Here is a 26,115-nt window from a genome sequence, read left to right on the forward strand (position 1 = left end):
GTTGGCGTAATAAAAAAGGGCGGTCCGCGGACCGCCCTTTCTGTTTCGACCTTTTGGGCTGTCAGGCAGCCAGCGAGGCGATGTCGATGACGAAGCGGTAGCGCACGTCGCTCTTGATGACGCGTTCATAGGCTTCGTTGATATCCTGGATATTGATCTTCTCGATCTCGGACGTGATGCCGTGCTCGCCGCAGAAATCCAGCATTTCCTGGGTTTCCTTGATGGAGCCGATCATCGAGCCCGAAAGGCTCTTGCGGCCGCCGATGACCGAGAAGGCATGGACCGGGACCGCATGTTCCGGGACGCCGACCAGCACCATCGAGCCGTCGAACTTCAAGAGGCCGAGATAGGCATTCCAGTCGATCGCCGTACCGACCGTGCAGATGATCAGGTCGAACGTGCCGGCGAGCTTGGTGAAGGTCTCGGCGTCGCTGGTGGCGTAATAGTCCTTGGCCCCGAGCCTCATGCCGTCTTCCTTTTTCGACAGCGTCTGGCTGAGCACGGTGATGTCGGCGCCCATGGCCGCACCGAGCTTGACGCCCATGTGGCCGAGGCCGCCCATACCGACGATCGCGACCTTCATGCCGGGACCGGCCTTCCAGTGGCGCAGCGGCGAGTAGAGCGTGATACCGGCGCAAAGCAGCGGGGCGCCGGCGTCGAGCGGGATATTGTCCGGGAAGGAGAGGACATAACCTTCCTTGACGACGATCGAATCCGAATAACCGCCATAGGTCGGCGTCGTGCCGTCGGCCTCGACGTCGTTATAGGTCTGGGTGAGTCCGGGCAGGAAATGTTCGTAGTCGAGATCGCGGGTGGCGCAGCCGATGCAGGAATTCACGAAGCAGCCGACGCCGACACGGTCGCCGACTTTGAACTTGGTGACACCAGCGCCGACGGCCGAAACGACGCCGGCCACTTCATGACCCGGCACCATCGGAAAGCGGGAATTGCCCCATTCGTTGCGGGCCTGGTGGATGTCCGAATGGCAGACGCCGCAATACTGCACCGAGATGACGACGTCGTCGTCATTGGGTTCGCGGCGCTCGAAGGTGAAAGGCGTCAATGGTTTCGACGCGTCGGTCGCGGCATAGCCTTTTGCAATAGCCATGGGAGCTCCATTCATCTGTTGGGGTTGGGAGGGAATTGGACGCGCGGACTATGCCTCCGGACCTCGCAACGGCGTTAGAGCGATCCTGCGAGCTTTTTGCACGATCCTGCAAAAGTGATCGCCCGCCTGTTGGTTTCAGGAGCAAGTCGGCATAGGAAAAGCGGTCACCTGCTCATTCCGGAGGCTCCATGACACTGCCCTTCAATCCCTATCACGAGGCGGCCTCGATTGCCGCGCGGCACGTTCAGAAGGATGGGGAAGTGTTCACAGCCGTTGGAAATCTGATGCTCAGCCGGCGGACGGTCCCAACCGCACCGCTCTATATGGACTACCGGCCCTGCCTCGGTTTGGTCCTGCAAGGCACCAAGAGCGTCAAGCTGGGGGACGAGATGATCGCCTACGGCGTTGGCGATTATCTTCTCACCTCGATCGAATTGCCGGTGACCTCGCGCGTCACTGTCGCAAGCCCGGAGGTGCCGCACCTATGTTTCGCGCTTGCCATCGATACGGACCGCCTGTCCGCGCTGCTGGAGCGGGTAGACGTTCCACGGCCTGGTTCCGACACGGATGCCATGCGCGGCATCGTCTCCAACGTCGCGCCTCCGGAATTGCTCGATGCAGCCACGCGGCTGCTTCGCCTCCTGGACCGGCCGGCTGACATAGCCGCCATGGCGCCGCTCATCGAGCAGGAAATCCTCTATCGCGTGCTTTGCGGGCCTGACGGCGCACGGCTTGTTCATATCGCGACCGCCGAAAGCCGCAGCAACCGCATCGCCCGCGCCGTCGCCTGGCTGCGCGCCAATTTCCACCGCACGCTGCGGATCGAGGACCTTGCGGACCATGTCGGCATGAGCCCGTCCTCGCTGCACCATCATTTCAAGTCGGTGACGGCGATGACGCCGGTGCAGTTCCAGAAGAAGCTGCGCCTGCACGAGGCGCGGCGGCTGATGCTGCTGGAGGGCCTCGATGTCGGCAGCGCCGGCCACCGGGTCGGCTACCAGAGCCCGTCGCAGTTCAGCCGCGAATACAGCCGGCTCTACGGCATATCACCGCTGCGTGACGTGGGTGCGATCCTGGCCGCCGCGGAATAGCGAGGCTTAAAACCCTTGGTGATCAACCAGGGAATTTCAGCGCCTTGTCGTTGCGGCACTGGGCAAGCTTGAGCTGCTTGAACGAATAGATTTTGGTGATCTGTCCGTCGCCGCCCGTATCGACCTTCATGCAGGCGCAGGCGTAACCGTAGCTGCCGTTGGTGCGGACATAGTCGCGTTCCGAAATGTCCGGGATGAGATCCATGCCTTCGGGCTCGTCTTCGCTTCCCTGGGTGCGAATCGTCCAGGTGTCCTCGGCGTCGTCCAGCCACCAGTTGCCGGGCGTCGGATTCTGGATCCAGCCGCAACGGTTGTCGGCGGCATGGGCAACAGCGGCAAGGGCAAGAAAAGCGAAGGCGGCGATGGCGCAGTATACCCGGTTCATGAATGTCCTCCTGATCGTTCGGGCGATTGTATCGGCTCCGGGAACGTCTAGCTTAAAAACCTTCATCGTTGATGATCGGACCTTGAAAGAACGGACTTGACGGCGGCGGCGGATGCTTTATACGGGCAGAACCGTACCGTACGGTACGCAAAAGGATTTAAAACCGTGAGAGCCGATACCTCCGACATGCCCGAATTTTCGCCGCGCCAGAACGCCGTTCTGGAACAGGCGCTTCGGCTGCTCGTGGAAGGCGGCGAGAAGGCGCTGACCACGTCTGGTCTTGCCCGCGCCGCCAATTGCTCCAAGGAAAGCCTCTACAAGTGGTTCGGCGACCGCGAAGGCCTGCTGGCGGCTATGATCGCCCATCAGGCGAGCAAGGTGCGCACCTTCGAACGTTCCGGCGAACGGCTGACCGCCGATCTCCTGCGTGACCATCTCGAACTTTTTGCCCGCGATCTGCTGGTCGTCCTGGCCGGCGACGTTTCGCTGGCGCTGAACCGGCTGGCGATCGGCCAGGCGACCCGTGAAGGATCGAAGCTCGGGAAGCTTCTGCTCGAACACGGCCGCCGGCAGATCGACCGCCGCGCCATGGCGCTGATCGACCAGGGGAAAAGGGCAGGGCTGCTGCGCTTCGACAACGCGGATGCCGCCTATCACACGCTTTACGGCCTGATCGTTTCCGACCTGCATGTGCGCATGCTGCTCGGCGAGCCCGGCCTCAAGGACAATGCGCGCCAGGCGGAGAGGGCGGTCGCAGCCTTTCTCACGCTGCACGGCACGCAGAAACAATCGGCGGACGCGCTCGGCGTCTCCGCTGGACGATGACAATCATCAACAGACCTCACGCATAGGGAAGGAAAAATCGATGCGCGTTTATTATGATCGGGATGCCGATATCAACCTCATCAAGTCCAAGAACGTCGCCATCATCGGCTACGGTAGCCAGGGTCGCGCGCATGCGCTGAACCTCAAGGACTCGGGCGCCAAGAACGTCGTGATCGCACTCAAGGCCGGTTCTGGGACCATCAAGAAGGCGGAAGCCGACGGCTTCAAGGTGATGACCGTTGCCGAAGCCGCCAAGTGGGCCGACCTGATGATGATGGCGACCCCGGACGAACTCCAGGCCGACATCTACAAGGCCGAAATTGCCGGCAACATCCGCGACGGCGCCGCAATCGCCTTTGCGCACGGCCTCAACATCCATTTCGGCCTGATCGAGCCGAAGACCTCGGTCGACGTGGTCATGATCGCGCCGAAGGGCCCGGGCCACACCGTTCGCGGCGAATATCAGAAGGGCGGCGGCGTTCCCTGCCTCGTTGCCGTTCACCAGAACGCTTCCGGCAACGCGCTTGAACTGGCTCTCTCCTACGCCTGCGGCGTCGGCGGCGGCCGTTCGGGCATCATCGAAACCAATTTCCGCGAAGAATGCGAAACCGATCTCTTCGGCGAACAGGTCGTTCTCTGCGGCGGTCTCGTCGAGTTGATCCGCGCCGGTTTCGAAACCCTGACCGAAGCCGGCTATGCACCGGAAATGGCCTATTTCGAATGCCTGCACGAAGTGAAGCTGATCGTCGACCTGATCTATGAAGGCGGCATCGCCAACATGAACTACTCGATCTCCAACACGGCCGAGTGGGGCGAATACGTCACCGGTCCGCGCATCATCACCGAAGAAACCAAGGCCGAGATGAAGCGTGTCCTGAAGGACATTCAGACCGGCAAGTTCACCTCGGACTGGATGCAGGAATACCGTGCGGGCGGCTCGCGCTTCAAGGGCATCCGCCGCATGAATGACAGCCACCAGATCGAGGAAGTCGGCGCCAAGCTGCGCGGCATGATGCCCTGGATCGGCAAGAACAAGCTGGTCGACAAGAGCGTCAACTAAGCTTTCAAGTTCGGGGGTGGAGCTTAACGTTCCGCCCCCGGTTTCTGAACATAGGTGACATGCGGCAGATGTTCGAAATGCCGGTCGCAGGTCAGAAGATCGGCATCGAGGAGCCTTGCCGTCGCGTAGATGATGGCATCGGCGGCCGAGAGCTGAAAACGGCGGGAAACTTCGGCCGCATCCAAGGCAATTTCGGTGCCGAGTTCAACAACGAGGCATTCGGTTGTATAGGAAATGAAGCGGTCGGCAGATTCCTCGCCCTTCTCCCGCATCAGCCATTTGCACATTTCCATTTGAACGATCGTCGGCACGACTATTTCGTGCACTTCGGGAATCTCGTCTGCCAGACGTGAAGCCAGAGGACTGTCGATCAGCCATTCGATCCATGCCGAGCTGTCGACCACGCGCATCAGTACCGATCGTCCCTGTCCCGGTAATTGCTCGTGTCGGCGCCCTTTGCTATTCCTCGCAATTCGTCTCGTGTCGGCACCGGGACGAGAACGACACTCTTGCCTTTTGGAATGAAAGCAAATTGCTGCCCAGCTTGCCAGTTATGCCTTTCACGGATTTCCTTGGGTATGGAAATCTGGAATTTGGATGACAAGGTCGCAACTGCCATGATCTTACCTCCGGCGTATCGATCGCTTATTGGTAAGATAGGTCGGTTCGTGGTAAAGCACAATGGTCCAAAAAAATCGCAGCTACCTCGATAGGTCAGTCTTGCTGACCTATCGGTATTTGTGTAAAGTTCGGACAAAGAAAATTGAAATAAGAGGAAACATCCCGTGCTTGATTGGGAACAAATCTTTGCGACGCGCTCCAGCCGCATGCGCGCCTCTGAAATCCGCGAACTGCTGAAGCTGCTCGACCAGCCCGATATCATCTCCTTCGCAGGCGGCATTCCCGATCCGGCGCTGTTTCCGGACGTGGCCTTCAAGGAAGCCTATTCGGATATTTTTTCCGGCGCACAGGTGAATGCGGCGCTACAGTATTCCGTCAGCGAAGGGTACAAGCCGCTGCGCGAATGGATAGCCCGCGACGTCGCCAAGATCGGCATCGACTGCACGCCCGACAACGTCTTCATAACCTCCGGATCGCAGCAGGCGCTCGATTATCTTGGCAAGCTGTTCCTGTCGCCGAACGACACGGCGCTGGTCACCTGGCCGACCTATCTCGGCGCGCTTTCGGCCTTCAATGCCTATGAGCCGAATTACGACCAGCTGTCGCTGAACGGCAACCGCACGCCGGAGGCCTATCGCGACACCGCGGCCAAGACCGGCGGCGCCGTCAAGTTCGCTTACCTTTCGGCCGACTTCTCCAATCCGACCGGCGAGACGATCGACCTGGCAGCCCGCGAAAGGCTGCTGGCGCTTGCCGACGAACTCGACATCGCAATCCTCGAGGACGCCGCCTATCAGCACCTGCGGTATGACGGCGAGGCCATTCCGCCGATCATGGCGCTCGACATTGCCCGCCGGGGCGGCATCGAAAACACCCGCACGATCTACAGCGGCAGCTTTTCGAAGACGCTGGCGCCGGGCCTGCGCGTCGGCTTCGTGGTCGCGGCGATGCCGGTTATCCGCAAGCTGGTGCTGATGAAGCAGGCAGCCGACCTGCATTCTTCGACGATCAACCAGATCGCCATCGAGCACGTCGCCTCGCGCGGCTTCGACGCCCAGGTCGCCAAGATCAGGTCCGTCTACAGCAAGCGGCGCGATGCGATGTTGGCGGCTCTCGACAAATACATGCCGAAGAACGCCACCTGGACGCGCCCCGAGGGCGGCATGTTCGTATGGGTGACCTTGCCGGAAGGCATGGACGGTGCAGAGCTGCTGGCGAAATCGATTGCCACGGAAAAAGTCGCCTTCGTTCCGGGCAGGGCGTTCTACGCGGACGGCAGCAACGCCAATACGCTGCGCATGAGCTTCTCCTGCGCTGACGAGGCGATGATCGACGAAGGTATCAAGCGGCTAGGCCGCCTGATCTCCAACGCGATCCGCGCTGCTGCCTGAGCCTTCGAAGCCTTTGACGGAAAAAGCCTGCCGCAGAACGGCAGGCTTTTTTGTTGGTGCATAACGCTTTCCGCTGTCCGGTTAGTCGGCGGCAAGCACGATCAGCATGTCGCTGTCCGAATAGGTGGTCACCTCGGACCGGGGCGGATTGACCACCACGCCGCCGAGATTCCTGAGGTCGGCGTCGCCTGGCCGCTGACGGCGGTGGCCGATGGCAATTTCGCCGCGGCGAAGGGCTGCGAGCGCTACCGTGAAGAAATTCACCGGCTTCGAGATGTCGACATAGTCGCTCATCGGCCGCATGTATATCTCGGAGCCGGCCTCATCCAGAAGTTCGTTGAAGATTGCCGCCATGGATTCGTTTTCGGATGCCTGGGCCAGCATCAGGCTGACCAGCTTGTTGCTGACGACGAAATCCTCGGCGCGGGTCACTTCCGCCAGCTCGCGGTTGCGCACGTCGATCATCTCGCTGACCACGCTGATATGCTTGCCGGCCTTTTCGCCGATCTTGCGGAGCTGCAGCAGGGTGATCAGCGTGCGGGTGTCGGCCGATTGCGCCATCATGCTGTCGCTGTAGCCGAGAACCAGGACGTGGTCGTAGGACGGGATATCGAGTGCATCGAGTGCCGAACGGCTGCTGGTGTCAATCACCCGATGATCGACGGCAAGCAGTGCCTTGTCGAGGTGAAGTGCTGCAATCTCGTCTTCGAATTCCGGCGTGTCTGCGGCGATCATCAGCCGCGAGCCGGCGGCCACGTAACGGACGAGTTCGGTCGCGATGATCGGGCCACGGCGGTTCCAGCCAAGGATCAGCGTGCGCTCGGCAGTCTTGCCGCGTTTGACGATGGCCTTGATGGCATTCTTGTCGATGCCCATGTCGCCGGACCAGGTTTTGATTGAGTCGTCGTCCTCGGCGATGATGACTGCGCGATCACCGGCGACGATCACCTGGTTCGGGTCCGGGTTGAGGCGGATTGCGCCGTCTTTGTCGCAGAGGCCGATCAGCGTGCTGTTCTCGTAAGCGAGCACCGCATTGCCGAAGGACTTTCCGACGAGGCCTGGCTGTTCGAGCGTGTAGATCTCGCAGCCGTCGAAATCGAGCAGCTCGGAATAGACCGCGCTCAGACCCGCCTGCCGGCTGGTATGGACGACGATGCGGGCGATCAGATCGTCGGCCAGCACCAGCTGCATTTCGCCGCCGCCGACGATCCTTGCCACTTCGGCATTGTCGGCGTCGCGGATTTCCGCAGCGATCATGTATTTCTCGGGCCGCCGGTTGGGGTCGTTGACCAGTGCAAGCACCGTCTTGATAACCTGCGGGTCCGCGTCCTCACCTTCCGGTGACAGCACGATGATCGACCGCGACGTCTGCGGGTTGACGATACCGAGATCGTAGAGGTCGGTCGGATCACCGCTGCGGCAGATGATCTTGGTGTTCTTGCGATCGACGACCTTGGTGGCGATCTCGTCTTCCATCTCCACCTTGTCCTTGTTCGCCATGATGACGATGCGAGGATTGCGGCGGCTCTGGTTGGCTATGATGAGTTCCGAGATGACGTCGAAGATCGAGGGCGACCAGTTGAGAATGATCGTGTGTTCTGTTTCGAGTACCCGCGAGCGCCCCTTGCGCAGCTCGTCGAGCTTTTCCTCGAGGCCGGACGAGATGACGCCGATCAACGCCGAGAAGACGAAGATGCCGGCGAGCGTGACCAGCAGCATGATGATGCGGAAACTCCAGCCCTGGTCGGCGCCCATGGTGCCGGCATCGAAGGTGCGCATCAGCGATTCCCACGTGCCTTCGATGAAGCCGAGCGATTCTGCGCCTTCCGGCGCGATGCCGGTTACGGCGAGTATCGCGCCGGCGATCATGATCACGATCAGCGATATCAGCGCCAGCCAGCCGATCAGCGCGATCGCGCCGCCCGCCATGCTCTTGTCGAACCCATAGCGCAGTCGTGCGCCCCAGTTGTCCCGGCTTTTCATTCAGTGCCCCCGAAATATACCCTGGAGCACGAGATGGCAGGATTTGGTTGCGAAACAATTGAAGTAGCGGGGTCCGGCAGTGCCGTTGTGCCGGAATGATCGAATAACAGTAAATTTAGTCTTCGTATTTCGGTCGCCGCTGGTAAAACATGCTGGAAGATCGGCGTTGCCCCCAGCCTGTCACATGGCTGTCAAGCAGGAATGCTTATCGTCCGCAGCTTATGTTCGAACAGGGACGCTCCGATGAAGAACCTTCTTTCCGCTTTCACCGCCCTCGTGGCTTTCGGCATGATTGCCGGCGCCGCTGAGGCCGCCGATCTCGTGCTCTATACCAGCCAGCCGAACGAGGACGCCCAGGCGACCGTCGACGGTTTCAAGGCTGCCAATCCGGGGCTCGACGTGCAGTGGGTGCGTGACGGGACGCCTCAGATCATGGCCAAGCTCAATGCCGAGATCCAGGCCGGCAATCCGGCGGCCGACGTTCTCCTGATCGCCGACACGGTGACGCTCGAGCGCATGAAGCAGGCAGGCCAGCTGATGGCCTACAAGTCCCCGGAAGCCGCCAATTACGACAAGGCCCTCTATGACGCCGACGGCTTCTACCATTCGACCAAGCTGATCACCACCGGCATCATCTACAACACCCAGGCCGCGATGAAGCCGACCAGCTGGTCAGACCTTGCCAAGCCGGAAGCCAAAGGTCTCGTCACCATGCCGAGCCCGCTCGCCTCGGGTGCCGCCCTCATCCACGCACAGACGCTTTCCGGCATCCCCGGCCTCGGCTGGGACTATTACAAGAACCTCAAGGCAAACGGCGCGATTGCAGCCGGCGGCAACGGCGCGATCCTGAAGTCCGTCGCTTCGGGCGAAAAGGCCTACGGCTTCGTCGTCGACTACCTGCCGATCCGCGAAAAGGCGAAGGGCGCTCCCGTCGAGTTCGTCTTCCCGAAGGAAGGCGTGTCCGCAGTTACCGAGCCGGCAGCGATCCTTGCCTCCACCAAACATGCGGACAATGCCAAGAAGTTCATCGACTACGTGCTCTCGCAGAAGGGCCAGGAAGGCTTCCTGAAGCTCGGCTACATCCCGGCCCGCAACGGCATGGCCGTACCGGCCGGCTTCCCGGCGCGCGAGACGATCAAGGTCCTGCCGATCAATGCTCCCGAGGCGCTCAAGAACTCAGAGAAGGACGTCAAGGGCTTCGCGGATATCTTCGGCATCAAAGGCTGATATAAGCGCCATATGACGCGACCTCAAAAACAAGGAAACAGCCAGCCACGCTGGCTGTTTCCTTTTGTCGTAACCGTGATCTTCTGCCTGAGCGTGCTGCCGCTCGGTCGGCTTGCCGCGACCGGAATCATCTCCGCCTTTCGCGGCGGGGCGAGCGAACTTCTGTCCGACCCGGGCCTGTGGCGGTCGGTCTATGACACGCTGTCCACCTCCTTCTTCGGCATGATCGCCGCCGTCGTTCTCGGGGGCGGCTTCGCGCTGCTGCTGACGTTGTTTGACATCCGCGGCAAGGCTGTCCTCGGTTTCCTGTTCATGCTGCCGACGATGATCCCGCCGCAGGTGACGGCGCTTGCCTGGATCGGCATGACCGGGCCCTCCAGCGCGCTCCTGAAGGCGCTGGGGCTCGCGCCGCCGCTCGGTTCACCGCAGCCGCTTTATTCGATCGGAGGCATCGCGCTGCTCTACGGCGTACAGAATGCGGCCCTCGTCTACCTGTCGCTCCGTGCCGGGCTCCTGGCGCTACCGCGCGACGCGGTGGAGGCGGCGAGGCTTTCCGGCGCATCGTCCTTTCAGGTGCTGAAGGATGTCATCCTGCCTTTGTCGCTGCCGGGTCTCGCCGCGGGCGCGGCTATTGCCTTCGTTTCCTGCGTCGGCAATTTTGGCATTCCGGCAATCCTCGGCATTCCCGCCGGGATCTATACGCTTCCGACCTTGATCTATTCGAAATTTGCGGCTTTCGGTCCCCGCACGTTCGCGGATATCTCCGTCCTGTCCGGCCTGATTGCGATCCTGTCGGTGATCGGGCTGATGGTCGAGGCACGCGTACTGCGCGGTCGCGATTATCGCGTCATCGGCTTGTCGGGGCAGGTGGCCGTGTTCCGACTTGGCGCCTGGCGCTGGTTTGCCGAACTCCTGCTCTGGCTGACGATCTTCCTGATACTCGCCATGCCGCTCATCGCTCTCGTCGCAAGCTCGCTGGCGCCTGCCTACGGCGTGCCGCTCAGCCCGGCGACCGTCACCATCAAGGCCTATGAGGAAATCCTGTACCGCCAGGCCGCGACGCGCATTGCGTTCACCAATTCCCTTTCGCTGTCGCTCGCCACCGCCTTCGGTCTCCTGGTGGTGACGGTGCTGACCGGCTATTTCCTGGTGCGCAGCAAGAGCCGGTTCGTGGGCCTCATTTCGGCGCTCGCGGAAATCCCCTATGCGCTGCCGGGCATCGTGCTGGCTGTCGCCTTCATCCTGCTGTTCGCGGCGCCAATTCCGGTAATCGGCATCTCCATCTACGGGACGATCTGGATCATTCTGATCGCCTATTTCTCGAGTTTCTTCGCCGTCAGCCTGAAGCCCGTAGTTAGCGCCTTCCGTCAGCTCGATCCGTCGCTCGAGGAGGCGGCGCGGCTTTCCGGAGCAGGGTTCGCGCGCCGGCTCGTCGATATTCTCGTGCCCCTGGTGGCACCGGCCGCAGGCGCCTCGGTGATCCTGGTGTTCCTGATTGCCTGCAACGAACTGACCGTCTCGGCGCTCCTCTGGTCGGCTGGCACCCAGACCCTTGGCGTGCTGATCTACAATCTCGATGATAGCGGCAGCTTCAACATTGCGGCTGCACTCTCCGTCCTCGTCGTCATCATGGTGATCGCGATGATGGTGGTGCTGGAACTGATGGCGAAACGACTGCCGAAAGGTGTAGTACCGTGGCGAAGCTGATCCTCAACCGCCTCTCCAAGACGTTCGACACCGGCGGCCGTGCAGCCGTCAACGACGTGTCCCTGACGGTACGCGAAGGCGGCTTCCTGGCGCTGCTCGGGCCTTCCGGTTGCGGCAAGACGACGGTGCTCCGGATGATCGCCGGTTTCGAACAGCCGAGCGACGGCTCCATCCTGCTCGGCGAGCGCGTTCTGGCGGACGCAGCCGAGATGGTGTCGCCCGAACATCGCAACATGGCGATGGTCTTCCAGTCCTATGCGCTCTGGCCGCATATGAGCGTTGCGGAAAATGTCGGCTACCCTTTGAAGGTGCGCGGCGTTTCGGGCGAAAAACGTGCACGCAAGGTGAGGGAGGCGCTTGCCGCCGTCCGCCTCGATGCCTACGCGGACCGCCGTCCGGCGGATCTTTCCGGCGGCCAGCGGCAGCGCGTTGCGCTCGCCCGCTGCCTTGTCACCGAGCCGGACGTCGTGCTGCTCGATGAGCCGCTCGCCAATCTGGACCGGCACTTGCGCCAGGAGATGGAAGAGACGTTTCGCGAGTTCCATGCCCGATCCGGTGCGACGATGATCTATGTCACCCATGACCAGTCGGAAGCGATGGCGCTTGCGACCGACGTTGCGGTGATGTCCGAGGGCCGGCTGCTGCAGGTGGCGACGCCGGAGGAAATCTATGCGCGCCCGGAGGGCCGGTTGGTCGGCGGCCTCGTGGGGCAGGGGGCGATCCTCTCGCTACCATCACCGTTCGGTGATAGGCGGCTTTTCGACTGGCCCGCCATGCAGGAGATCCTCGCCGGGCCGGCGCAGGAGCCGCGTGCCGACATCCTCGTCCGTCCGCAGGACGTCGAGATTGCGGCGGAAGGACAGGCGGCCACAGTCCTCTCGGTGTTGTTCGAGGGCGAACGTTATGCGCTGCGTCTTGCCCTGCCGGACGGACAGGCATTGCGCGCCTTCAGCCGCCAGCCGGTCAAGGTTGGCGATCGCCTGTCGATCGTGATCCGCGCGGCCTGGAGATTGTAGCCAGGCGTCGCCGTGGTTATGGTGTTCGCCAAGAAAAGGAATCCCTCTCATGTCGCTGCGTCTCGGCACCTTCAATATTGAAAACCTGATGACGCGCTTCGATTTCTCCGGCTGGCGCAATCAGCTCCGGCAGGACCGGGTGCTTCGGCTCTACGATGTGCAGGACAAGGCGGTCTATCAGCAGCTCGAACAGGCCCGAATGATCGCCGAGACCGACGACACGCGACAGCTTTCGGCGCTGGCGATCGCGGACGCGGACGCCGACATCCTCTGCCTGCAGGAGGTCGACAGCATGCCCGCCCTGCAAGCCTTCGAATACGGCTATCTCTACCGCATGGTCGGCAACGGCTATCGCCAGAAATATCTGGTCGAGGGCAATGATTCGCGCGGCATCGATGTTGCCGTATTGATGCGCGAGGAGACCCGCAGCGGCGAGAAGATCGAGGTGCGGGACGTGCGCAGCCACGCCATGCTGACCTATCAGGACCTCGGCCTCTTCAACGACGAACTGGCGCTCAGCAACCAGGCGCATGACAAGATCTTCAAGCGCGACTGCCTCGAACTGGAGCTGACGATCGGGTCCAAGCCGTTCTCGCTCTTCGTCGTGCATTTCAAATCCATGGGCAATGCCCGCGACGGCCAGGACGGCCGCACCGGCACGATGGCGGTCCGCATGGCGGAGGCGAAAGCGGTGCGCCAGATCGTCGAGCGCCGTTTCGGCGAGGGGCGGACGGCGGACAAGAACTTCGCCATCTGCGGCGACATGAACGATTATCAGGAAAAGGTGCAGGTGATCGGCACCCGCCGCGAAGGATACCGGTTCGAACCGCGGCGCGAAGAGGCAAGTGCGTTGAACGTCTTCACCGACGACGGCTTCGTGGTGAACCCGACTACGCGCCGCGACGTGATGGATCGCTGGACGCTCTACCACGCGCGCGGGCCGGAGGAGCAGCACCTCTGCCAGCTCGATTACATCTGGCTGTCGCCGGCGCTCGCCGAGCACAATGCCAACAGCGTGCCGGAAATCATCCGCGGCGGCCAACCCTATCGCACCGTCTTTCCGCCGGGACAGGAAGTGGAACGGTTTCCGCGCATCGGCTGGGATCGGCCGAAGGCATCCGACCACTGCCCCGTCGTGATGTCGCTGGAGATTCGATGACCATCCAGACGATTAGCGGCTGGCCGCCTGAAAATACCGTCTTCGAGATCGAGGCTTTCGATCTTTCGGTGCTGCCCGGAGCACATCCCGTCTATGTCGCGCACCGGGACGAGATCGAGGAGAACTGGGCGGGGGAAGCGGCGGCCAATCCGCATCTCTTCAACGGCCAGATGGTGCTGCAGAACAGACTTTCGTTCCGCGATGGCGTGATTATCGGCGAGGCGCATGTCATCCCCTATTCGACGCTCTTATGGTGGCGGAGACAGCCTGATCCGACCGGCGCCTTTCACCTCTTCGGCTTCGCCGTGCCCGTCTCGTCCGATGGGGCGATCATCGCCGTCCGGATGAGCGAAAGGACCGCAAATCCCGGCCAGGTCTATTGCGCTGCCGGTTCGCTCGATCTTCTGGACATCGTCGACGGCAAGCTGGATCTCGAGGCCAATATGCGCCGTGAAGTGCGGGAAGAAACCGGCCTCGATCTCGCCGAAGCAGCGGCCGACCGGCGGCTCTTCGCCTGCTACGGCGGACACCGGGTCGTCGGCTTCCGCTTCTATCGCTTCGACCTTACGGCGCAGGAGATGCTGGCGCGCATTGCCGACCATATGGTCCATGACGAGGAAAAGGAGATTGCCGGAGCCGTGGCGATCCGCTCGGCCGATCGCGGCGCGCATCCCTACAGCCCTTTGATGTTCCCGATTCTCGACCTGTTTTTCGGTCATTCGAAGGGCTGAACAGGGTTGCTTTGAGCCGACCGGTCGGGCAGTTTGGCGCCATCGAAACACGGGGAGGTGTGGTTGGCCCGTCGCTACAGCATCTATGACGTCTTCACCGACAGACGACTCGCCGGCAATCCGCTGGCGGTGATTCTCGACGGAGACGACCTTGCCGACGACAAAATGCAGGCGATCGCAAGGGAGATGAATCTCTCCGAGACGGTGTTCGTCCAGTCTTCCGCGAATGCAGCCTATGCAGCCCGTCTGCGCATCTTCACGCCGGGCCGGGAATTGCCTTTTGCGGGGCATCCGACGATCGGAACGGCCGTGGCGCTCGCCGAACTCAATCATAGGTCGGGGCACGGCGCCGGACAGCCCGACATGGATCTTGTCTGCGTGCTGGAGGAAAATGTCGGCCCGGTGCGCTGCGCCGTACGGCTTCGGGCCGGCGAGGCCGGATTTGCCGAATTCGACCTGCCGAGAAAGCCGGTGCAGATCGAGCTTCCGCTCGACCGGCAGGGGCTTGCCGATGCGCTGAGCGTCAAATCGACGGATATCGGTTTCGAGAACCATGTCGCCTCCATCTGGAGCGCCGGCGTGCCCTTCCTGATGATTCCGCTGCACAATCTGGCGACGGTGCAGAACCTCGAATTCGACACCGCATTGTGGGAAAAGTCAGCGCCGTTCGTCGAGGGCGCGCTTGCATCGGCATACGTCTATTGCCGCAGCGGCGTGAACCATCAGGCAAAATTCCACGCCCGGATGTTCTCGCCGGACATGGGGATTTCCGAGGATCCGGCCACGGGCGCTGCCGTTGCCGCACTCTCCGGCGCGATCCGACATTTCGATGCGCTCCCGGACGGCCATCACCCGGTGCTGGTAGAGCAGGGGGTGGAGATGGGGCGTCCGTCCCTGATCCATCTGCATATCGACGTGAAGGAGGGAGAGATCGCCAGGGCCCGCATCGGCGGCCAGGCGATCAAGGTTGCGGAAGGCACGCTCTATCTTTGAATTTCTTCGCTTGTCGATGATTGCGATATTGTGACGCAGTAAGACTTTGAAATTTTTCGTTTTTGCGTCGCTATTGAGCTGCGGAGAGGTTTCCATCAGGCACAAAATCAGACCAGATGGATTTTTTGCCCGGTCAGGCGAATAATTTTCACCGAGCCGCTGGACAAGCCGAAAAATCCCCTTTATACGCCCCTCACACCGCTGGCGAGCACGCCTCGCACAGATGGTTCTTGGGTGATTAGCTCAGTTGGTAGAGCAGCTGACTCTTAATCAGCGGGTCGTAGGTTCGAGCCCTACATCACCCACCACTATTTCCTTGGCCAATATGGCCTCCAGCGATTTTCAGATTTTTTGTCTGATATTTCATCCGACTTTTCCGACCGAAAAAGTCGGATGGCGGACGCTCGACCCATTCGCGTTCGATCAGGATATCACCAACGCCAGTCATTGCCGATACTGCGAAGGTCTCTATATCACAATTCCGCTTATGTTCGCCGACGGAGACGCGGCAGCTCGTGATTTTTGCCATTACTGCCGGCAGTCGGCGTGGCGCGGTCGCCGAACGCGTCTGCAATCACCGGCCCAACAATTCTTGAATGGCTCCATGGCAAGGCTGAAAGAAATAGTCATTGATTGCGACGTTCCCTCGCGTGTCGCCCGGTTCTGGGCGGAGGCACTCGATGGCTACGAGGTGATGCCCTACGACGACGAGGAACTGGCCCGCCTTGCCGCTCTCGGATTGACACCCGAGACCGACCCTACCGTGATGGTCGAAGGTCCGGGAACCCGCCTTTGCTTCCAACTTCGCCAAGGGGAACGCCCCGCCCGCAACCGACTTCATCTCGATATCGCCACCCCCGATAGGGCGAGCGAAGTGCAACGCCTTTTGTCCCTCGGCGCGACTTTCGTCCGGGAGGCGGATGGATATACGGTCTTGAACGACCCCGAAGGCAACAATTTCTGCGTAGTGTCTGAATAGTCCGCGTTGGGGCGGGAACTCCGGCGCCTGATCGGCATTTGGTCTGAAAGACGAAATGGGAGCGCGGTCATGAAGCCAATCCTTTTGCTTTTGGGCAGCCTTGTCCTGCTCGTTCTGGTGTTCCTGAGCGGCGTGATCATCACCGCAAACGTGATCGCCGTGCCCGAACCCCATAAGTTCGCCAATATGGATACGCCGGACCTGTGGACCTCAAAACCGAAGGCCGTGGACACCGCCGGCCAGGAATATAAGCGCCTGCCCACCGCGACGCCTCCGGCTTCGGTTGCAGCCGACACGCGGGAAACGCCCGCCGTCCAGCAGACCGCCGCGGGGGTAGTCGTCGACAATACAGTGACCGGGTCCATCAATCCGCAGCAGCCGGCCTCCGTGCCGCAGCCGCAGGCCACCTTGCCGCAGCCGCAGGAAGAGCGCAAAGCCATGGTCGACCCCGCGCAGGCGGACTGGTGCTTCGCGCGATACAGGTCCTATCGCATCGAAGACAACAGCTACCAGCCCTTGAGCGGCGGCCCCCGGCGGCAGTGCCGGGCACCAGGCGCTGCCGCGACGGGGACTGTTGCCGCCGCACCGGTGCCTAGCCGGCCGCAAGCCCCGCCGATGCAGGACGAATTGCAGCCGCTTCCGGAGATGCCGGCTGCCCGCGCCAACCAGCGAGCCGAGGACGGTGCGGCGGGCTATGCACAGTCGCAGGCGATCGATGCCGACGTTCCGACCGGATCCCATGAGGAATGGTGTTTTGCCCGTTACCGGTCCTACCAGGCCGAGGACAACAGCTATCAGCCCTTCGCCGGCGGCCCGCGCCGCCAGTGCCAATCGCCTTTCGGCTGACCATCAGCTTCAGACCGCGCGGTCGACGAGGGTCTTCGCCATCATCATATGCACGCCCTTGCAGCCGTTGACGGTCTGGGTGATGCGCAGGTCGCCGGCAAGGCTGCAGAGCGTGTAGGCATCTTCCCGCGACAGGCCGCCTTTTTCGCCGAGCAGCACGATCATGTCGCGCAGCGCCATGACGGCGCATTGGTCGAGATCCGGATCCATGCCCATGGTGATGTAATGCGTCGGCGTTTCAGCCCGTGGATAGACGAAATCGAGATCGTCGCGCACGGTAAGCTGGAAGGTGCCGCGCAGTGCCGTCTCGATGGCGGTGATGCAGACCTCGCCGTCGCCCTGCGCACCATGTCCATCCCCGCAGGAAAACAGCGCGCCCTCGTTGAAGATCGGCAGATAGAGCGTGGTGCCGGCGACCAGTTCCTTGTTGTCGATATTGCCGGCGTGCGAACGCGGCATGATCGAGGTGATGCGACCCCAGTTCGGCGGCGGAGCGACGCCCATCACTCCGAAGAAGGGCGCCAGCGGCAGGTCGAGACCCCAGGGCAGGCGGCCGACATTCCTCTGCTTGTCGAGCGGGATGGTGATCATCCGCGGCGTCTCGAAATCATAAGGGAGCGTGCCGGCAAGCGGACGGATGACGTTATAACCCCAGTCCTGGCGCAGCTCGACATCGAGGATCTTAACCTCCAGCACCTGGCCGGGCCTGGCGCCGCGCACAGCGACCGGTCCGGTGAGGATATGGCCCTGCATGATCGGCCGGCAGTTCTCGTGAATTTCGAGATGTTCGGGAAGGATGGTGAACCCTTCCTTGGGCAGAACTTCCGCAGGACCGGAGACCGTGTCGATCACCACCGTGTCACCGCTGTCGATCGTCAGCACCGGCTCGCGGGCGGCGTCGAAATACCCCCAGGCGCAGGTTTTGGAAGAGGCGGAGACGTGATGTTGCATGGCCGGGCTCGCTTGTCTGATCCGGGGAGAGACTAGCCGATTTTACTTTGCACGCCAGTCCGCAAATCGAGCCCGGCTTCCTCGCCGCGCTTTGGCGCATGAGCCGTTCTCGAACCCTTCTCGCTCACATCGTTCCGGCGGTTTCCGGCCTCGTCGCTGCGATGCGGCGTTCGGTCTGGCGCAGGCAGAGCGCCAGGACTAGGCCGAGGCCCGTTGCCGCGGCAATGTAGAACGGCGCGCCCTGCCAGCCGGATGCCGCAACGATCGAGGCGAGCAGCATCGGTCCGAAGACCTGGCCGATATTGGACCCCTGCATGACGAAGCCGCTGAATGTCCCGACGAGGTCGCGGCGCGGCGCATAGACGGGCAGCGAGCCCATGATGGTCGCCGGCAGGACACCGCCCGACACCGCGTAGAGCACCGAGGCTCCGTAGCGCATCCAGAGGGGAAAACCATGGCCGAAGACGACGAAGGCGGTCAGTGTCAGCATCACGCAGGGGCCGGCGATCAGCACCCAGCGCGGGGCGCCCCAACGGGCGAAGATGCCGCCGACCACGTTGCCGACGCCGTTCGCGAGCACTGCGAGTGCGGTCATGATGGATGCAGCCGTCAGGCCTGTTCCCATTTCCTCGATCAGCAGTGTCGGAAGGAAACCGAAGACGGACATGAAGCTGGCGCTGTAAGCGGCAAAAATACCCGACAGTATCCAGGACATCGGTCGGGAGGCCGTGAGGCTGACGGCCGTCAGCAGCGAGGTTGCAGGATGTCCCGTAGCCTGCGGTTTCGGCACCTTCATCGTCAGCAGCGCAACCATCGGGATGACGCTGAGCATGGCGGCAAAAATCCACGAACCCTGCCAGCCGAAGCTTGGCAGCAGGAAGGGCGAGATCATCATCATCACCGCGACGCCGACCGGCATCCAGATACCCCAGACCGCAAAGGCAAGGCCGGTATCGCGTAGCGCGACTGAAGCAGCAATCAGGCCGGGGGCGGCAACCGAGACCATGATGAGACCGACGCTTTCGAGCACGCGGCTGGCGAAGATGACGGTTTCCGACTGGGTGAGGGCGCCGATCAGGCTGCCGGCGATCAGCAGGGCAAGACCGAGGATCATGGCGCGGCGATGGGTCAGGTAATCGGTGAAACGGCCGATCAGGATGCCGCAGGCGGCGCCGAGGGCGCTTGAAAGCCCCATCAGCCAGCCGGCGGCCACGAGGTCGATGCCGAGCTCGGAGCGCAGCAGCGGGATGGCGGGCGGCACCTTGCCCACATGCAGGGCAGCGGCGATACCTGCCAGAACAGCGATTGTGACATGTCCCCAACGAGTCATGCGGTCGGTATTCCATTCATCGAACAAACGTCCGGGCGCTTTATCATCCCCGTACGTTCCGAGGCATAAATTCCTTCGCGGAGGGCATGATTTCTCGGCTTGCGCAGTGGACGATGAAAGGGCTCGCCTTCTCGGGCGACGCCTCGCCGGGACGGTGATACTCAGTCGCAAGACGCCGGCCGCCAGTCAGGCCGCCGTCGCCGCATCATAAGTAAAGCCTAACTCGCCTTGCGCATCTGCTCGCGGCTTTCCTCGACCTTGAGGTTCTGAACCAGCTTGGCGAGCCAGTCGACGAAGACCCGCACCTTGTTGGAGAGGTGGCGGGTCTGCGGATAGACGATGTAGAGGGGCAGGGATCCGCAGCGCCAGTCGGAGAGCACTTCGACAAGGTCGCCCTTCTCCACCGCCTCCCTGACCATGAAGCGCGGCGATTGCACGATGCCCATGCCGGATATGGCCGCGTTTACGTAGGTCCGGGCATCGTTGACAGAGACCACGTAACGGGGGGTGATTTCCACGTTTTCGTCGTCGCGGTGGAATTCCATGGATCTCACCCGGCCGGACTGGGCACTCAGGTAGCCGACGGCCAAATGGTCTTCCTGCAGGTCCTGCGGGCGTTCGGGCGCCCCGAATTTGTGGATGTAGAGCGGTGCCGCATAGGCGGACATGCTGATCTCGCCGACCTTGCGGGCAATCAGCGACTGGTCGGTCGGGGTGCCGGCGCGCAACGCGCAATCGACGTTTTCGGCGATATAATCGACCAGCCGGTCGCCGACGCCGATATCGAGCCTGATCTGCGGAAACCGCGTATGGAAATCGCATAAATTCGGAATGACCAGCAGATCGGCAAAGGCGCCGGCCATTTCCACCCGCAGCCGCCCGGACGGCTGCCTCTGCGAATTCGAGATGCTGCCGTCGAGTTCGTCGAGCTCGGAGATTATCTGCATCGCCCGCTCGTAATAGAGCGCGCCGTCGGTCGTCACCATCACCTTGCGGGTCGTCCGGTTGAGCAGCGTCGTGCGCAGATGGCTCTCGAGGCTCTGGACGAGATTGGTCACCGTCGTTTTAGGCATATTGAGGGTCGCCGCAGCCCGGGTAAAATTACCGGTTTCCACGACGCGAACGAATACGCGCATTGCCGAAAGCTGATCCATCGTGCTGATTCCTGCTGCGCCGCAACATTGTTCCGAAATATGGAATAGTGTTGTCGAATGCCGTGAGCTTGTGTGTTTGCACCCGAATAATAATATCAGGTTCAAGATTGACGGCAAGTACCCCGCTTTTACTAGGGGTTTGTCGGAGGATTTTTCAATGACCGCGCAGTGGGAAAACATCGCATTTGAGAAGTCGGCCATACCGGCTGTGCCGATGCGTGTCTATGAAGGAGCCGCCAAGGCCAAGGCTCCGCCGCTGGTTCTATATCTGCGAGGTGGGGCGTTTCTCAATGAGCAACGCGGCGAAAACGAACGTCCAGTTGCAAAAGCACTGGCCGAGTCCGGGGCCGTGGTACTCGAAGCCGATTACAGCAGCGTCTCGCAGAACATGTTTCCGCAGGCGATGGAATGCGCTTTTGCGGCGCTTCAATGCCTGGCCGGCCGGCGCAAGCAGTTCGGCAGCGCGAAGTCCCTGCTTTTCGTTGCGGGTGACGAGGCTGGCGGCAATGTCGCGGCCGGCGTGGCGCTGAAGGCGCGCGATCTGATGCCGGGCGAACTGAGCGGGCAGATCCTGCTGTCGCCGATGATCGACCCGATGATGACGACGCAATCCTTCCGCAAAGCGGACGAGATCGGCATGGGCGAACGCTGGGCTGAGGGCTGGAGCCATTATCTCGGCTCCCATTGCGGGTTCCAGCATCCTTATGCGGCACCCTGCCTCTGTTCGCGGCTTTCGGGTGTCGCGCCGGCTCTCATCGTGACATCGGAAGACGATCCGTTGCGCGATGAAACGCTCGGTTATGCGGCGCGCCTGAGTGAGGCCGGCGTTTCGGTCAGGCGGAAGATTTTCCCGGCCAGCTGCGGCTGGACGGGCATTTACAGAGAAGGCGACGGCGAGTGGATGACAGCGCTTTGTGCCGAATTCACGAGCTTTGCCAAAGAGTTAAGTTAGTAGCATGATTTATTTTGAAGGCAAATAACGGCCCCTTCCCAAGGCCGTAAGGAGACTACCAATGACCTCGAAGATCAAAAGCTGGGCCCTGTGGGGCACTGGACTGAGCACGGCTGCACTGATTGCCGGTGCCTCCGTTTATCTCGATCTGCCGCAGGGCGCTCATGCCGCGCCCGCGACGGCTGCTGCTGCTCCGGCCGTCCCCGTGACGGTCGCCACCGTCGAGCCGCGCAACGTTTCCACCTGGCAGGAATTTTCCGGCCGGTTTGAAGCTGTCGACCGCGTCCAGATCCGGCCGCGCGTCACCGGCGCCATCCAGTCGGTGCATTTCCGCGAAGGCGGACTGGTGAAGCAGGGCGACCTGCTCGTCAGCATCGATCCGGAGCCCTACCAGGCGGCGGTCGCTCAGGCCGAAGGTCAGGTGGCCTCGGCGCAGGCGAGGGTGGAACTTGCCAACACAGAACTGGAGCGTGGCAAGAACCTCGTCTCCAAGAGCACCATCTCCCAGAGCGATCTCGCCCAGCGCCAGAGCGCTCAGAGTGAGGCGCTGGCCAATCTCCAGTCCGCCAAGGCGGCGTTGAAGACGGCGCAGCTTAATCTCGACTATACCGAGATCCGGGCACCGATCGCCGGCCGGGTCGGCAAGTTGGAAATTACCGTTGGCAACCTGGTAGCGGCAGGTTCCGCCTCCGCCCCGCTGACGACGCTGGTTTCCTCCGATCCGATCTATGCGAGCTTCGATGCCGGTGAAGAGCTGGTGTCCCGCACGCTCGCCGACCTTCCGCTCGTCGACGGCGTACCGGCGATCGAACAGGTGCCGGTCGAGGTGAGCACGCTCGCCACCAACGGCACGCCGATCCGCGGCAAGCTGCAGCTCATCGACAACGAGGTGAATGCCTCGAGCGGCACGATCCGCGTGCGCGCCGTCTTCGACAATCCGGGCGGCAAGCTGATCCCGGGCCAGTTCGTGCGGGTCCGCATGGGCCAGCCGAAGGCGCAGGATCACCTGATGGTCAGCGAAAAGGCCGTCGGCACCGATCAGGACAAGAAGTTCGTCTTCGTGGTCGATGCGGCCAATACCGTTGCGTACCGGCAGGTGGAGCTGGGCACGGCGGTCGATGGCATGCGGATCGTCGAGAAGGGCCTCAATCCGGGCGACCGGATCGTCGTCAACGGCCTGCAGCGCATCCGTCCGGGCGCGGTTGTCCAGCCCCAGGAAGAGGCGAAAGTCGCCAACAAGTAATGCTCTGAGCGGCGGTTAGTCCGCCGCTCTCCAACACTCATCCAGTTCCGGTTCGTGGAGCTTGCGGCCTTGTTGGCCGCGAGCCGGGGCCGTTTCGCCTCTTGTTCAACCCCGGAGAGAGGGCTTTGACATGAATATTTCCAGGTTTTTCATCGACAGACCGGTCTTTGCGGCCGTGCTGTCGATCCTCATCGTGGTCGCAGGCCTGATCGGCATGCGGTCCCTGCCGATTTCCGAATATCCGGAAGTCGTGCCGCCATCGATCGTCGTGCGTGCCACTTATCCAGGCGCCAACCCGACCGTCATCGCCGAGACCGTCGCAACACCGCTCGAGGAGCAGGTGAACGGCGTCGAGGACATGCTCTACATGTCGAGCCAGGCGACGTCTGATGGCGTGCTGACGCTCACCGTCACCTTCAAGCTGGGCACCGACCCAGACAAGGCGCAGCAGCTGGTGCAGAACCGCGTCAGTCAGGCGGAACCGCGCCTGCCGGCGGAAGTGCGTGCGCTCGGTGTCACGACCGTCAAGAGCTCGCCCGACTTCATCATGGTCGTCAATCTCGTCTCCGACCGTTATGACATCACCTATCTGCGCAACTATGCGACATTGAACGTCAAGGACAGGCTCACCCGCATTCAGGGTGTCGGCCAGGTTCAGGTGTTCGGCGCCGGCGACTATTCGATGCGCGTCTGGATCGATCCCCAGAAGGCGGCCGAACATTCGCTTGCCGCAAGCGATATCTCGAACGCGATCCGTAGCCAAAACGTCCAGGCGGCCGCCGGCATTATCGGCGCATCACCCAGCCGGCCGGGTGTCGACCTGCAGCTCAACGTGAATGCCCAGGGGCGCCTGCGCACCCCGGAGGAATTCGGCAACATCATCGTCAAGAGCGGCGAAAACGGCGAGATCACGCGGTTGCGCGACGTTGCCCGTATCGAGCTCGGCGCGGCAGATTATACCTTGCGCTCGCTGCTTGATGGTCAGCCGGCAGTCGCAGTCGCCGTTCTTCAGGCGCCCGGTTCCAACGCGATCGAAATCGCCGATAACGTCCGTTCGACGATGGACGAACTCCAGAAGGTGATGCCGGAAGGCGTCAAATACGAGATCGTCTACGATACGACCAAGTTCGTGCGCGCTTCGATCGAGAAGGTCATCGAGACCTTGCTTGAAGCGATCGCGCTCGTCGTGCTCGTCGTCATCCTCTTCCTGCAGACCTGGCGGGCGTCGATCATCCCGCTGATTGCCGTTCCCGTCTCGATCATCGGCACGTTTGCGGTCATGTACGCCTTCGGATTCTCGATCAACGCGCTGACGCTGTTCGGGTTGGTGCTGGCGATTGGTATCGTCGTCGACGACGCGATCGTGGTGGTCGAAAACGTCGAGCGCAATATCGAGAACGGCCTAAGTCCGCGTGATGCGACCTACAAGGCCATGAAGGAAGTCTCCGGCCCGATCATTGCGATCGCGCTCGTGCTGGTCGCGGTCTTCGTGCCGCTCGCCTTCATCAGCGGCCTGTCCGGTCAGTTCTACCGGCAGTTCGCGCTGACGATCGCCATTTCGACCGTCATTTCGGCGATCAATTCGCTCACCCTGTCGCCGGCGCTGGCAGCCCTTCTGCTGAAGGACCATCACGCCAAGAAGGACTGGCTGACGCGGTTCATGGATGCGATCCTGGGCTGGTTCTTCCGTGGCTTCAACCGCGCATTCGGGGCCGCCTCGAACGGCTACGGCCGCACGGTCGGCGGCCTGCTTTCCCGCAAGAGCCTGGTGATGATCATCTACTTCGCGCTTGTGGCGATGACCTACAGCATGTTCAACGCGGTGCCGGGCGGTTTCGTGCCGGCGCAGGACAAGCAGTACCTGATCGGTTTCGCTCAGCTTCCGGACGGCGCAACCCTCGACCGTACGGAAGAGGTGATCAAGCGGATGAGCGACATCGCCCTGGAGCAGCCCGGCGTCGAGCACGCCATCGCGTTCCCGGGCCTGTCGATCAACGGCTTCACGATCGGCTCGAACGCCGGCATCGTCTTCGCGGTGCTCGACGATTTCGAGAAGCGCGAGACGCCGGAGCTTTCGGGTGGTGCCATCGCCATGGCGCTGAACCAGAAATACTCTGGCATCCAGGATGCGTTCATCGCCATGTTCCCGCCGCCGCCGGTCAACGGCCTCGGTCAGACGGGCGGTTTCAAGCTGCAGATCGAGGATCGTGCCGGCCTGGGCAACCAGGCTCTGGACGAGGCGGCCAAGGCGGTCATCGCCAAGGCCTACCAGGCGCCGGAACTTGCCGGCATCTTCTCGAGCTTCCAGATCAACGTGCCGCAGCTCTACGCCGATCTCGACCGCGCCAAGGCCGAGCAGCTTGGAGTGTCGGTGACCGACGTCTTCGAAACACTGCAGGTCTATCTGGGCTCGCTCTATGTCAACGACTTCAACGCCTTTGGCCGCACCTATAGCGTCCGGGTTCAGGCGGATGCGCAATTCCGCGCCAAGCCGGAAGATATCGGCCAGTTGAAGGTTCGTTCGCAGTCCGGCCAGATGATCCCGCTTTCGGCCCTCCTGAAGGTGGACGCGCAGACCGGTCCGGAACGCACGACGCGCTACAACGGCTTCCTCTCCGCCGATGTCAACGGCGGTCCGGCACCGGGCTTCTCGTCGGGCCAGGCTCAGGCCGCGATCGAAAAGATCGTCGCGGAGACGTTGCCTTCCGGGATCGACTACGAATGGACGGACCTGACCTACCAGCAGATCCTCGCCGGCAATTCCAGCATCGTGGTCTTTCCGCTGGCGCTGCTGCTCGTCTATCTCGTGCTCGCAGCCCAGTATGAAAGCCTGACGCTGCCGATCGCGATCATCATGATCGTGCCGATGGGTGTGCTTGCGGCCTTGAGCGGCGTCTGGCTCACCGGTGGAGACAACAACATCTTCACGCAGATCGGGCTCGTGGTCCTTGTGGGTCTCTCGGCGAAGAACGCGATCCTGATCGTGGAATTCGCCCGAGAACTGGAGTTCCAGGGTCGGACGCCGTTCCAGGCGGCGGTCGAGGCCAGCCGGTTGCGCCTGCGTCCGATCCTGATGACGTCCATGGCCTTCATCATGGGTGTCGTGCCGCTGGTCGTCTCGACCGGTGCGGGTGCTGAAATGCGCTCCGCCATGGGTATCGCGGTGTTCTCCGGCATGATCGGAGTGACGTTCTTCGGCATCTTCATGACACCGGTCTTCTACATGCTGGCACGTTTGCTTACCGGCAGCCGTCCTCTGCGGCAGCACGGTACGGAGGAGGCGGCTCCCGCTCTCTCTCCAGCGGAGTAAGGTCTACCTCCGGCGCCGCGCGGGTTCTTTCCACCGGGAACCCGCGCGGTATT

General features: G+C 62.0%; 23 protein-coding genes and 1 tRNA gene. 16 read left to right on the plus strand and 8 right to left on the minus strand.

The genetic code is table 11. The features are described from left to right. Positions 1-61: 61 nt before the first annotated feature. Complete coding sequence (locus tag C5J26_RS20515; protein WP_105403456.1) at positions 62-1,108, minus strand: NAD(P)-dependent alcohol dehydrogenase; 1,047 nt, start codon at positions 1,106-1,108, stop codon at positions 62-64. Positions 1,109-1,296: 188 nt separating this feature from the next. Here C5J26_RS20515 and C5J26_RS20520 point away from each other — a divergent pair, with 188 nt between their 5' ends. After that, positions 1,297-2,199: an AraC family transcriptional regulator gene (locus tag C5J26_RS20520; protein ID WP_105403457.1), complete on the plus strand. Its 903-nt coding sequence runs from the start codon at positions 1,297-1,299 to the stop codon at positions 2,197-2,199. Between the two features lie 22 nt (positions 2,200-2,221). Here the strand turns inward: C5J26_RS20520 and C5J26_RS20525 are convergent, their stop codons facing one another. Beyond that, positions 2,222-2,584, minus strand: a complete 363-nt coding sequence (locus tag C5J26_RS20525) for a DUF4087 domain-containing protein (protein ID WP_105403458.1) — start codon at positions 2,582-2,584, stop codon at positions 2,222-2,224. Between the two features lie 186 nt (positions 2,585-2,770). Here C5J26_RS20525 and C5J26_RS20530 point away from each other — a divergent pair, with 186 nt between their 5' ends. After that, positions 2,771-3,409: a TetR/AcrR family transcriptional regulator gene (locus tag C5J26_RS20530; protein ID WP_105403459.1), complete on the plus strand. Its 639-nt coding sequence runs from the start codon at positions 2,771-2,773 to the stop codon at positions 3,407-3,409. A gap of 40 nt (positions 3,410-3,449) precedes the next feature. Then, on the plus strand, positions 3,450-4,469 hold the full coding sequence (gene ilvC, locus C5J26_RS20535) for a ketol-acid reductoisomerase (protein WP_037082110.1): 1,020 nt from the start codon (positions 3,450-3,452) through the stop codon (positions 4,467-4,469). Positions 4,470-4,492: 23 nt separating this feature from the next. On the opposite strand, the gene C5J26_RS20540 is transcribed toward ilvC, so the two are convergent. Further along, positions 4,493-4,879, minus strand: a complete 387-nt coding sequence (locus C5J26_RS20540) for a type II toxin-antitoxin system VapC family toxin (RefSeq protein ID WP_105403460.1) — start codon at positions 4,877-4,879, stop codon at positions 4,493-4,495. Then, positions 4,879-5,088, minus strand: coding sequence for an AbrB/MazE/SpoVT family DNA-binding domain-containing protein (locus C5J26_RS20545; RefSeq protein WP_105403461.1), 210 nt, complete (start codon positions 5,086-5,088; stop codon positions 4,879-4,881). Before C5J26_RS20545 ends, C5J26_RS20540 begins: the two co-directional genes overlap by 1 nt. Positions 5,089-5,254: 166 nt before the next feature. On the opposite strand from C5J26_RS20545, the gene C5J26_RS20550 reads away from it, so the two are divergent. Beyond that, on the plus strand, positions 5,255-6,481 hold the full coding sequence (locus C5J26_RS20550; RefSeq protein ID WP_105403462.1) for a PLP-dependent aminotransferase family protein: 1,227 nt from the start codon (positions 5,255-5,257) through the stop codon (positions 6,479-6,481). Positions 6,482-6,562: 81 nt separating this feature from the next. Here C5J26_RS20550 and C5J26_RS20555 read toward each other — a convergent pair whose 3' ends face one another. Next, positions 6,563-8,464 carry a hypothetical protein gene (locus tag C5J26_RS20555; protein WP_105403463.1) on the minus strand — a complete coding sequence of 634 codons (1,902 nt, stop codon included), beginning with the start codon at positions 8,462-8,464 and terminating at the stop codon, positions 6,563-6,565. 243 nt (positions 8,465-8,707) lie between these two features. Here C5J26_RS20555 and C5J26_RS20560 point away from each other — a divergent pair, with 243 nt between their 5' ends. The 9 genes from C5J26_RS20560 to C5J26_RS20600 all read left to right on the plus strand — a co-directional run bounded on the left by C5J26_RS20560 (position 8,708) and on the right by C5J26_RS20600 (position 17,122). Continuing rightward, positions 8,708-9,691, plus strand: a complete 984-nt coding sequence (locus C5J26_RS20560; protein ID WP_105403464.1) for an ABC transporter substrate-binding protein — start codon at positions 8,708-8,710, stop codon at positions 9,689-9,691. Positions 9,692-9,703: 12 nt separating this feature from the next. After that, the gene (locus tag C5J26_RS20565; protein WP_105403465.1) at positions 9,704-11,398 is read left to right on the plus strand and encodes an iron ABC transporter permease; all 1,695 of its coding nucleotides are present in this window, start codon (positions 9,704-9,706) and stop codon (positions 11,396-11,398) included. Next, entirely contained in the window at positions 11,386-12,414 is a 1,029-nt protein-coding gene (locus C5J26_RS20570) for an ABC transporter ATP-binding protein (RefSeq protein WP_105403466.1), read from the plus strand. Before C5J26_RS20565 ends, C5J26_RS20570 begins: the two co-directional genes overlap by 13 nt. Before the next feature lie 49 nt (positions 12,415-12,463). Further along, entirely contained in the window at positions 12,464-13,573 is a 1,110-nt protein-coding gene (locus C5J26_RS20575) for an endonuclease/exonuclease/phosphatase family protein (protein ID WP_105403467.1), read from the plus strand. Further along, positions 13,570-14,304, plus strand: a complete 735-nt coding sequence (locus C5J26_RS20580) for a DNA mismatch repair protein MutT (RefSeq protein WP_105403468.1) — start codon at positions 13,570-13,572, stop codon at positions 14,302-14,304. The genes C5J26_RS20575 and C5J26_RS20580 overlap by 4 nt, the downstream gene beginning before the upstream one ends. A gap of 63 nt (positions 14,305-14,367) precedes the next feature. Further along, the gene (locus C5J26_RS20585) at positions 14,368-15,297 is read left to right on the plus strand and encodes a PhzF family phenazine biosynthesis protein (RefSeq protein ID WP_105403469.1); all 930 of its coding nucleotides are present in this window, start codon (positions 14,368-14,370) and stop codon (positions 15,295-15,297) included. A gap of 232 nt (positions 15,298-15,529) precedes the next feature. After that, positions 15,530-15,605 (plus strand) — tRNA-Lys (locus tag C5J26_RS20590). A gap of 296 nt (positions 15,606-15,901) precedes the next feature. Further along, the gene (locus C5J26_RS32810; protein WP_105425878.1) at positions 15,902-16,276 is read left to right on the plus strand and encodes a VOC family protein; all 375 of its coding nucleotides are present in this window, start codon (positions 15,902-15,904) and stop codon (positions 16,274-16,276) included. A 69-nt stretch (positions 16,277-16,345) separates the two neighbouring features. Then, entirely contained in the window at positions 16,346-17,122 is a 777-nt protein-coding gene (locus C5J26_RS20600) for a BA14K family protein (RefSeq protein ID WP_105403471.1), read from the plus strand. A 9-nt stretch (positions 17,123-17,131) separates the two neighbouring features. Here C5J26_RS20600 and C5J26_RS20605 read toward each other — a convergent pair whose 3' ends face one another. The 3 genes from C5J26_RS20605 to C5J26_RS20615 all read right to left on the minus strand — a co-directional run bounded on the left by C5J26_RS20605 (position 17,132) and on the right by C5J26_RS20615 (position 20,557). Further along, positions 17,132-18,073 carry an acetamidase/formamidase family protein gene (locus C5J26_RS20605; RefSeq protein WP_105403472.1) on the minus strand — a complete coding sequence of 314 codons (942 nt, stop codon included), beginning with the start codon at positions 18,071-18,073 and terminating at the stop codon, positions 17,132-17,134. Between the two features lie 124 nt (positions 18,074-18,197). After that, complete coding sequence (locus C5J26_RS20610; RefSeq protein WP_172745976.1) at positions 18,198-19,403, minus strand: CynX/NimT family MFS transporter; 1,206 nt, start codon at positions 19,401-19,403, stop codon at positions 18,198-18,200. A gap of 218 nt (positions 19,404-19,621) precedes the next feature. Beyond that, positions 19,622-20,557, minus strand: a complete 936-nt coding sequence (locus tag C5J26_RS20615; RefSeq protein ID WP_105403474.1) for a LysR family transcriptional regulator — start codon at positions 20,555-20,557, stop codon at positions 19,622-19,624. Positions 20,558-20,714: 157 nt separating this feature from the next. Here C5J26_RS20615 and C5J26_RS20620 point away from each other — a divergent pair, with 157 nt between their 5' ends. From C5J26_RS20620 to C5J26_RS20630, 3 genes are all read left to right on the plus strand, one after another. Further along, a complete protein-coding gene (locus C5J26_RS20620; protein WP_105403475.1) occupies positions 20,715-21,509 on the plus strand; it encodes an alpha/beta hydrolase fold domain-containing protein in 795 nt (264 codons plus the stop codon). A gap of 61 nt (positions 21,510-21,570) precedes the next feature. Then, positions 21,571-22,752 carry an efflux RND transporter periplasmic adaptor subunit gene (locus tag C5J26_RS20625; protein WP_105403476.1) on the plus strand — a complete coding sequence of 394 codons (1,182 nt, stop codon included), beginning with the start codon at positions 21,571-21,573 and terminating at the stop codon, positions 22,750-22,752. A gap of 130 nt (positions 22,753-22,882) precedes the next feature. Next, entirely contained in the window at positions 22,883-26,062 is a 3,180-nt protein-coding gene (locus C5J26_RS20630; RefSeq protein ID WP_105403477.1) for an efflux RND transporter permease subunit, read from the plus strand. Positions 26,063-26,115 lie beyond the last annotated feature (53 nt).

Origin of the sequence: Neorhizobium sp. T7_12 (assembly GCF_002968535.1) — a bacterium.
In the GTDB taxonomy this organism is placed as follows: domain Bacteria; phylum Pseudomonadota; class Alphaproteobacteria; order Rhizobiales; family Rhizobiaceae; genus Neorhizobium; species Neorhizobium tomejilense.